Origin of the sequence: Pseudomonas sp. GL-RE-29, assembly GCF_019947275.1 — a bacterium.
Lineage (GTDB): Bacteria > Pseudomonadota > Gammaproteobacteria > Pseudomonadales > Pseudomonadaceae > Aquipseudomonas > Aquipseudomonas fluorescens_A.
Genome location: NZ_JAGYGD010000066.1, coordinates 1 through 8,520, shown reverse-complemented (window position 1 = coordinate 8,520; position 8,520 = coordinate 1). Strand labels below are relative to the sequence as shown.

Genomic DNA, 8,520 nt, shown 5'->3' with positions numbered 1-8,520 from the left:
CCAGCGATGGCGTCCGAGAGATCGCCATCGCTGGCAAGCCAGCTCCCACAGGGCAGGCATTAACCCAATCGGTTTTATCTGAACCCTGCCCGCACAGGATCGTCATCTACAGTGAACTTGCGCGGGACTACTTGAAACGTCACGGAGAATCACACTATGAGCACTGATGGTGCCTTGGGTCGAAGCCGTCTATTGCCGAGCCTGCTCGGCATACTGCTTCTGCTAATGGGCCTGGCCATGCTGGCCGGGGGGATCAAGCTGAGCATGCTCGGCGGCTCGCTGTATTACCTGCTGGCCGGTATCGGCCTGGCGCTGACCGGCATCCTGCTGTTGCTGGCACGCCGTGCCGCACTGGGCCTGTACGCATTGGTGCTGTTCGCCAGCACCGTGTGGGCGCTGTGGGAAGTCGGCCTCGACTGGTGGCAACTGGTGCCGCGCCTGGCGATGCTGTTTGCGCTGGGCCTGGTGATGCTGCTGCCCTGGTTCCGTCGTCCGCTGCTGCGTGATGGCGCAGCACCGATGGGCACTGGCGCGCTGAGCGTGGCCGTGGTCATTGCCGGCGTTGCCGCACTGGCCAGCCAGTTCACCAATCCGGGTGAGATCAAAGGCCAACTGGACCGCGACAGCGTGCCGGGCATGACCAACACCGCCCCCGCCATGCCGGACGGTGACTGGAACTCCTACGGCCGCAGCGCCCATGGCGATCGTTACTCGCCGCTGGCGCAGATCACCCCGCAGAACGTCAACAAACTGGTTCCGGCCTGGACCTACCGCACCGGCGACCTGCCAGGGCCGAACGACCCGGGCGAAACCACTGCCGAAAACACCCCGCTGAAAGTCAACGGCATGCTCTACGTGTGCACGCCGCACAGCCAGGTGATCGCACTGGACCCGGACACCGGCAAGGAAATCTGGCGGTTCGATCCGAAGCTCTCGACGCAAAACGCGGCGAACTTCAAGGGTTGGGCGCACATGACCTGCCGTGGCGTGACCTATCACGATGACGCCGTCTACGCCTCCGAACAGAGCCCGACCGGCAGCGCCAGCCCGGCAGCTGTCAGCGCCGTGTGCCCGCGCCGGATCTTCCTGCCAACCGCCGACACCCGCCTGATCGCCCTCGACGCCGACACCGGCAAAATGTGCGAAGACTTCGGCGATAAAGGTCAGGTCGACCTGCGTGCCAACATCGGCGGCTTCACGGCCGGTGGTTACTACTCCACCTCGCCACCTGCAGTCACCAAGGACCTGGTGGTGATCGGCGGCCACGTCACCGACAACGTCTCCACCGACGAGCCAAGCGGCGTAATCCGCGCGTTCGACGTGCATACCGGCAAACTGGTGTGGAACTGGGACAGCGGCAACCCGGACGACACCACACCGATTGCCGAAGGCAAGACCTACACCCGCAACTCGCCGAACATGTGGTCCATGTTCGCCGTCGACGAAAAACTCGGCATGCTTTACCTGCCGATGGGCAACCAGACGCCGGACCAGTTCGGTGGCGCTCGCACCCCTGAGTCGGAGCTGCACGCCGCCGGCCTGACCGCCCTGGACATCGCCACCGGTCAAGTGCGCTGGCACTTCCAGTTCACCCACCATGACCTGTGGGACATGGACGTGGGCGGCCAGCCAACCCTGATGGACCTGAAAACCGCTGACGGCGTGAAGCCAGCGGTTCTTGCGTCCACCAAGCAAGGCAGCATCTACGTGCTGGACCGCAGCACCGGCCAGGCCATCGTGCCAATCAATGAAATCCCGGTGCCGCAAGGCGCGGTGGAAGGCGACCACACCTCGCCAACTCAACCGAAGTCCGACCTCAACCTGATGCCGCCGCCGCTGCAAGAGCGCGACATGTGGGGCGTCACGCCGTTCGACCAGTTGATCTGCCGGATCGACTTCAAATCCATGCGCTACGACGGTCCGTTCACCCCGCCGTCGCTGCAAGGTTCGATCGTTTATCCGGGCAACTTCGGCGTGTTCGACTGGGGCGGTATCTCGGTTGACCCGGTGCGTCAGATCGCTTTCGTGAACCCGAGCTACATGGCGTTCAAATCGAAAATGATCCCGGCCGCCGAAATCGCTGCCCAAGGCCCGCGCAAAAGCGAAACCGAAGGCGTGCAGCCGAACAAAGGCGCGCCGTACGGCGTCGTCCTCGAAGCGCTGCTGTCGCCCATGGGCCTGCCGTGCCAGGCGCCAGCCTGGGGCTACGTGGCGGCGGTCGATCTGACCACTCACCAAGTGCTCTGGAAGCACAAGAACGGCACCGTGCGCGACAGCTCGCCGGTTCCGATCCCGCTGAGCATGGGCGTACCAAGCCTGGGCGGCACCTTCACCACCGCCAGTGGCGTCGGCTTCCTCAGCGGCACCCTCGACCAGTACCTGCGCGCCTATGACGTGAAAAACGGCAAGCAACTGTGGGAAGGCCGCCTGCCGGCCGGCGCGCAAACCACGCCAATGACCTACACCGGCAAGGACGGCAAGCAATACGTGCTCGTCGTCGCCGGCGGTCACGGCTCGCTGGGCACCAAACAGGGTGACTATGTGATTGCGTACAAACTGTCCGAGTAAGTTGTAACGGCAGTAAAACAAAAGGCGACGCCCTCACAGGCGTCGCCTTTTTTTTCTTTGGACTGACCGCCCGCACCACATACTCCTGTGGGAGCTGGCTTGCCAGCGATGGCGGCCTGCCTGCCAGCGTCATTGTTGAATGTGCTGGCCTCATCGCGGGCAAGCCGCGCTCCCACAGTGACCTTGATCGGTTGCAGACTTTGCGCAGCCATCGCGAGCAGGCTCCCACGTTTTGATCTCGGCTGGTCTGGAAAACTCTGCGAACGTCCTACAGATTTGGCAGTTCCGAGGGAGGATTCCGACAAGTTCTGGCGGTTGTCGCGTCGGAAGCCGAAACGATAGGCTTTCGGGGTCGCTGCAAATTCAGCGACCGGGTTTGGTCGCCCAGGTTTAGAATGGCGCACTTTTCGTGCTTGCTTCATGGCGAGCTGTGCGTGGGAGGGCTTCGGCCCTGCCGGGTTCCATTCCCTGGTCGACCAACCTGCGTACGGTTCGCCACCCAACTGCTTGGTCGCAGTCATGGCGAACTCCCTGTCCTCGAATGGAGCTTCACCATGTTCAAACAGTCACCGAATCCCCCCGAAACCGACGACGTTTCCCCCTACGAATCCGCCGATTCGAACAAACTCAACGAAGCCGCCGAACGCGCCCTCGATTTCCACTTCACATCGATTGCCGACATCAAAGCCACCCCGCGCACCCCCAGCACGCTGTTCACCGTGGACCCAGAGGCCACGACCGAAACCCTCGTGGTTTATCTGGTCGAGACGCTGGCCTCGGTCGATGTCATGGTCCATCACCTGGTGGACCATCTCGACGGTGGGTCGCGTAATGCTTTGCTGGGTATTTCCAACAGCATCATGCTGGCCGAGATCACGGCGAACCGGGTGCTGGATCAAATCGATCCCCCGGCGTAGACGTTGCCCCTGTAGGAGCCGGCTTGCTGGCGATGGTGTTTCAGGCGACATCACCGCAGCTGACACACCATCGCCAGCAAGCCGGCGCCTACAGCGCCTCAAGATCCAGCTAACCTGAATCCCTGCTGAACACACCTTCGAATGATCCATTAACGCCAAGGCATCATTGAAACCACCGCCAACCTGCCCCATCTAAGACCCATACCCCATTGCGCAGGTGCCCCATGAGCGACCAGCAAGAATTTCCCGAAGACCCGAGTGAATACGCAGATCCGGAAAACACCACCCACCACTCCACCGGCAAAGGCCTCGCCCTGCCCGGCCAGAACCTGCCGGACAAGGTCTACATCATCCCGATCCACAACCGACCGTTCTTCCCGGCCCAAGTGCTGCCGGTCATCGTCAACGAAGAACCGTGGGCCGAGACCCTCGACCTGGTCAGCAAGTCCGATCATCACTCCCTGGCCCTGTTCTACATGGACACGCCCCAGGAAGACCCGCGCCATTTCGATACCTCGGCCCTGCCGCTGTACGGCACGCTGGTCAAGGTGCACCACGCCAGCCGCGAAAACGGCAAATTGCAGTTCGTCGCCCAGGGCCTGACCCGCGTCCGCCTCAAGACCTGGCTCAAGCACCATCGCCCGCCGTACCTGGTGGAAGTCGAATACCCGCACCAGCCCACCGAGCCGACCGACGAGGTCAAGGCCTACGGCATGGCGCTGATCAATGCGATCAAGGAACTGCTGCCGCTTAATCCGTTGTACAGCGAAGAGTTGAAGAACTACCTCAACCGCTTCAGCCCCAACGACCCGTCGCCACTGACCGACTTCGCCGCCGCGCTCACCTCGGCCACCGGCAGCGAGCTGCAGGAAGTGCTCGACTGCGTGCCGATGCTCAAGCGCATGGAAAAAGTCCTGCCGATGCTGCGCAAGGAAGTCGAAGTCGCTCGCCTGCAAAAAGAAATCTCCGCCGAAGTAAACCGCAAGATCGGCGAACATCAGCGCGAGTTCTTTCTCAAGGAACAGCTCAAGGTCATCCAGCAGGAGCTGGGGCTGACCAAGGACGATCGCAGCGCCGACCTCGAACAATTCGAACAGCGGCTAGAGGGCAAAGTCCTGCCGGCGCAGGTGCAGAAGCGCCTCGAAGAGGAAATGAACAAGCTGTCGATCCTCGAAACCGGCTCGCCGGAGTACGCGGTGACCCGTAACTACATCGACTGGGCGACCTCGGTGCCGTGGGGCGTGTACGGCGAGGACAAACTCGACCTCAAGCACGCGCGCAAGGTGCTGGACAACCACCACGCCGGCCTCGACGACATCAAGGACCGCATCCTCGAATTCCTTGCGGTCGGTGCCTACAAAGGCGAGATCAGCGGTTCCATCGTATTGCTGGTCGGCCCGCCGGGCGTGGGTAAAACCAGCGTCGGCAAATCCATCGCCGAATCCCTCGGGCGGCCGTTCTATCGCTTCAGTCTCGGCGGCATGCGCGACGAGGCGGAGATCAAGGGCCACCGCCGCACCTATATCGGCGCGCAGCCGGGCAAACTGGTGCAAGCGTTGAAAGACGTCGAAGTGATGAACCCGGTGATCATGCTCGACGAAATCGACAAGATGGGCCAAAGCTACCAGGGCGACCCGGCCTCGGCGCTGCTGGAAACCCTCGATCCGGAGCAGAACGTCGAGTTCCTCGACCACTACCTCGACTTGCGCATGGACCTGTCGAAAGTGCTGTTCATCTGCACCGCCAACACCCTGGATTCGATTCCCGGCCCGTTGCTGGACCGGATGGAAATCATTCGCTTGTCGGGCTACATCACCGAAGAAAAAGTCGCCATCGCCAAGCGTCACCTGTGGCCGAAACAGCTTGAGAAGGCCGGCGTATCGAAAGGCAACCTGAGCATCAGCGACAGCGCGCTCAAAGCCTTGATCGACGGTTATGCCCGTGAAGCCGGCGTGCGTCAGCTGGAAAAAAACCTCGGAAAACTGGTGCGCAAAGCGGTGATGAAACTGCTCGACGACCCGGGCGCGGTGATCAAGCTTGGCCCGAAAGACCTCGAACCTTCCCTCGGCAAACCGGTGTTCCGCAACGAGCAAGTGCTCTCGGGCACGGGCGTGATCACAGGCCTGGCCTGGACCAGCATGGGCGGCGCGACCCTGCCGATCGAAGCGACACGCATCCATACGCTCAACCGTGGCTTCAAGCTCACCGGGCAATTGGGTGATGTGATGAAGGAATCCGCAGAAATCGCCTACAGCTACGTCAGCTCCAACCTGAAGTCGTTTGGCGGTGACCCGAAGTTCTTCGACGAAGCTTTCGTGCACCTGCACGTGCCGGAAGGCGCCACTCCGAAAGACGGCCCGAGCGCCGGCGTGACCATGGCCAGCGCCCTGCTGTCCCTGGCACGCAACCAGCCACCGAAAAAAGGCGTGGCCATGACCGGCGAACTGACGCTGACCGGGCATGTGCTGCCGATTGGCGGGGTGCGCGAGAAAGTGATTGCAGCGCGGCGGCAGAAGATTTTCGAGCTGATTTTGCCGGAGGCTAACCGGGGGAATTTCGAGGAGTTGCCGGAGTATCTGAAGGAAGGCATTACCGTGCATTTTGCCAAGCGTTTTGCGGATGTGGCGAAGGTGTTGTTCTGACCTTTTTGTAGCGGCTGCACCGCCGTTATCGCTGGCAAGCCAGCTCCCACAGAGTATGCGTCGTTCACATATTTTTCGATCGACACACAACCACTGTGGAGGCTGGCTTGCCAACACCAACAGATTTGCAGTGAACACAAATTTTGTTCACACCCCCAACCACTGTGGGAGCTGGCTTGCCAGCGATGGCGTCGGCACTGACAACGCCGCCTCCACGGCTGTCACACTTTGTCTCATCTCGGTTATGCTCGCCGTTCGTCGTGACCGCCGGAGCCACTGATCTTATGTCCCCCACTCGCCTGTTTATCCCCCTCGCCCTCGCGCTGCTGGCCGCTTGCGCCACGCAACCGAAGCACAATGTGACCGTGGAAAAACAAAGCGAATGCCCGGTGAAACTCACCAACGGGCAAAACCTGATTCTGACCCTGCCGAGCAATCCGACCACAGGCTATCGCTGGGCCATTCAGGATTCGGCCGGTGGCGTGTTGCACGCCTTGGGGCCAGAGGTTTACCGCAACCCGGAAGATGCCGGCATCGTCGGCGCGGCCGGGGTCTCGACCTGGCGCTTTCAAGCCTTCGCGGCCGGAACCGGGCGTTTGCGCCTGACTTCGCAACAACCTTGGGCGCCGGAAGTGCTGCCGGTGGATTCTTTCGACTGCAACATCTCGGTCAACTGACCGTGGGCTGGCTGATTCTGGCGCTGATGGGCGCGGTGACCTTTCTTTATGGCCTGAGCGTGCACGCCGCGCTGCTGTGCCTTTTGGTCAAGCCGCTGCCCGTGCTGGCCCTGCTCGGCTGGCTGCACGATGCACCGCCCAGCGAATATCGGCGCTGGATCAGCCTCGGATTGATTTTCTCCCTGCTCGGCGATGTGTTGCTGGCGTGGCCGGGGGATTTGTTTGTGTTTGGGCTGGGGGCGTTTCTGGTGGCGCATCTGGCGTATTTGAAAGCGTACTTGAGCGATTGCCGGCGGTTGGCTGCGCTGCCCCTGATCCTGGCCCTCGGTGTCGGCGCGGTGTTGCTGGGGATTCTGATCTCCCACGGACTCGGGCCGTTGTTGATCCCGGTGATTGTCTATGGTCTGGCGATCAGCGCCATGCTCTGGCGTGCGCTGGCGCGACTCGGCACCGACGTGCCCAAGCGTTCGGCATTGCTGGCTGCCGCTGGCGCAGTGGCGTTCGTGTTTTCTGATAGCGTGATTGGAATCAGTCGGTTTGTAATGCCGTTCGATGCCGCGCCTTATGTGATTATCCTCAGCTATTGGATTGGACAGTGGGGAATTACTGCCTCGGCATTCACCCCCAAGCGTTCGCTCACCCCATGACCCTTACACCACCTGTCGGAACTAGTATTTATACCAGTTAAGAACCCCTCACTCTCTTTGCTAGCTTAATGACTCCAGTAAAAACGGAGTTAATAATTATGGAATTTCTATCTAACAAAAAAGGCCGAAAGCCCATTAAGGGTTTCGACGACGTTATTCCAACAAAAGACAAACCCACCGGTATTTCTGCGCTAACTATAACTTCGCCAAAACATAACGAATCCATTGGTGATGAAGACGTCTATTGGGCTGGAACAGGCGGCACACCTGGAAAAGCTGTATATATCGAAAGATCTATCGATCCGGGTATATGGCATTGGGCTGCCGATGTTGACCCCTCAGGAAACTGGAGTGGAAAAATAGACGGTTTCCCTCACCCTGCACTCACCATTCGTGCACGCCATCTTGGGTCAGATGAGTTCTCCAACTCAGTAACATACAGCGTTTATGCCTCCCCACCCTTTATATATACGCCCATTAACGAGGCTCCTATTTTTGACAGATATCAGCAGTTCGCAGGTAAAGCACTTGCCAATTCCATTATCGAAATTGAAGCATTCCATGAACATACGCCAAACCAAGTCCACTTAGGGTCCGGTGTCACGAATTCGGGAGAATGGGGTCTTGACTGGAGAATAGTTACAAACTGGAGTTTAAGTAGAGGTATTTACACCTTGAAGATAAGACAAACATGGGGAGAATTTGGCGAATACATTTCAGATTGGACCCAATCCACTCATCCTGCCTACTTTCCATAAAGTACTCACCAGGTTATTGCGCTGTTTTTTATCTCTCGGCTATGGAGGTAGCGGGGCATTACGGCATCGCGAGCAGGCTCGCTTCCACAGGAGACGGTGATCAACCTGTGGGAGATTCTATGTTGCAGGGGAACCCTGCAGCCTTAAATTCGGCTGGTATTCGCTCTGGTTTTTCATGAGAGCGAATGCCACCCGGCACAGCTTGCGCGCGAGGATGACCAGGGCTTGGGTTTTTGCCAGGCCTCTGGCCAGATAGGACTCATAAAAAGGTTTCCAGATTGGAGATCGACAAGCCGCCATTGCCGCGTTGT

The 8,520-nt window shown here is 59.8% G+C and carries 7 protein-coding genes and 1 pseudogene; 6 read left to right on the top strand and 2 right to left on the bottom strand.

Features of this window, described 5'->3' with window-relative positions:
• Positions 1–156: 156 nt before the first annotated feature.
• Complete coding sequence (locus KGB21_RS29045) at positions 157–2,568, top strand: glucose/quinate/shikimate family membrane-bound PQQ-dependent dehydrogenase (protein WP_223507506.1); 2,412 nt, start codon at positions 157–159, stop codon at positions 2,566–2,568.
• Here KGB21_RS29045 and KGB21_RS29040 read toward each other — a convergent pair.
• A complete protein-coding gene (locus tag KGB21_RS29040; protein WP_155292787.1) occupies positions 2,538–3,089 on the bottom strand; it encodes a hypothetical protein in 552 nt (183 codons plus the stop codon). The genes KGB21_RS29045 and KGB21_RS29040 overlap by 31 nt on opposite strands.
• Before the next feature lie 33 nt (positions 3,090–3,122).
• Here KGB21_RS29040 and KGB21_RS29035 point away from each other — a divergent pair, with 33 nt between their 5' ends.
• The 5 genes from KGB21_RS29035 to KGB21_RS29015 all read left to right on the top strand — a co-directional run bounded on the left by KGB21_RS29035 (position 3,123) and on the right by KGB21_RS29015 (position 8,209).
• Positions 3,123–3,485, top strand: coding sequence for a DUF6124 family protein (locus KGB21_RS29035; RefSeq protein WP_034150796.1), 363 nt, complete (start codon positions 3,123–3,125; stop codon positions 3,483–3,485).
• 224 nt (positions 3,486–3,709) lie between these two features.
• Positions 3,710–6,127 (top strand): endopeptidase La, encoded by a 2,418-nt coding sequence (gene lon / locus KGB21_RS29030; protein WP_223507505.1) that lies wholly within the window; start codon positions 3,710–3,712, stop codon positions 6,125–6,127.
• Positions 6,128–6,411: 284 nt separating this feature from the next.
• Positions 6,412–6,804: a protease inhibitor I42 family protein gene (locus KGB21_RS29025; RefSeq protein WP_034150798.1), complete on the top strand. Its 393-nt coding sequence runs from the start codon at positions 6,412–6,414 to the stop codon at positions 6,802–6,804.
• A 2-nt stretch (positions 6,805–6,806) separates the two neighbouring features.
• Entirely contained in the window at positions 6,807–7,451 is a 645-nt protein-coding gene (locus KGB21_RS29020) for a lysoplasmalogenase (protein WP_223507507.1), read from the top strand.
• A gap of 98 nt (positions 7,452–7,549) precedes the next feature.
• Positions 7,550–8,209 carry a hypothetical protein gene (locus tag KGB21_RS29015; protein ID WP_155292788.1) on the top strand — a complete coding sequence of 220 codons (660 nt, stop codon included), beginning with the start codon at positions 7,550–7,552 and terminating at the stop codon, positions 8,207–8,209.
• Between the two features lie 117 nt (positions 8,210–8,326).
• Here the strand turns inward: KGB21_RS29015 and KGB21_RS29010 are convergent.
• A pseudogene (locus tag KGB21_RS29010) lies at positions 8,327–8,520 on the bottom strand (IS110 family transposase); the annotation flags it as partial.

Excerpts from the sequence above, each read along its gene's own strand:
- KGB21_RS29045 (WP_223507506.1), top strand. The coding sequence starts at position 157 with ATGAGCACTGATGGTGCCTTGGGTCGAAGCCGTCTATTGCCGAGCCTG.
- KGB21_RS29040 (WP_155292787.1), bottom strand. The coding sequence starts at position 3,089 with ATGACTGCGACCAAGCAGTTGGGTGGCGAACCGTACGCAGGTTGGTCG.
- KGB21_RS29035 (WP_034150796.1), top strand. The coding sequence starts at position 3,123 with ATGTTCAAACAGTCACCGAATCCCCCCGAAACCGACGACGTTTCCCCC.
- lon (WP_223507505.1), top strand. The coding sequence starts at position 3,710 with ATGAGCGACCAGCAAGAATTTCCCGAAGACCCGAGTGAATACGCAGAT.
- KGB21_RS29025 (WP_034150798.1), top strand. The coding sequence starts at position 6,412 with ATGTCCCCCACTCGCCTGTTTATCCCCCTCGCCCTCGCGCTGCTGGCC.
- KGB21_RS29015 (WP_155292788.1), top strand. The coding sequence starts at position 7,550 with ATGGAATTTCTATCTAACAAAAAAGGCCGAAAGCCCATTAAGGGTTTC.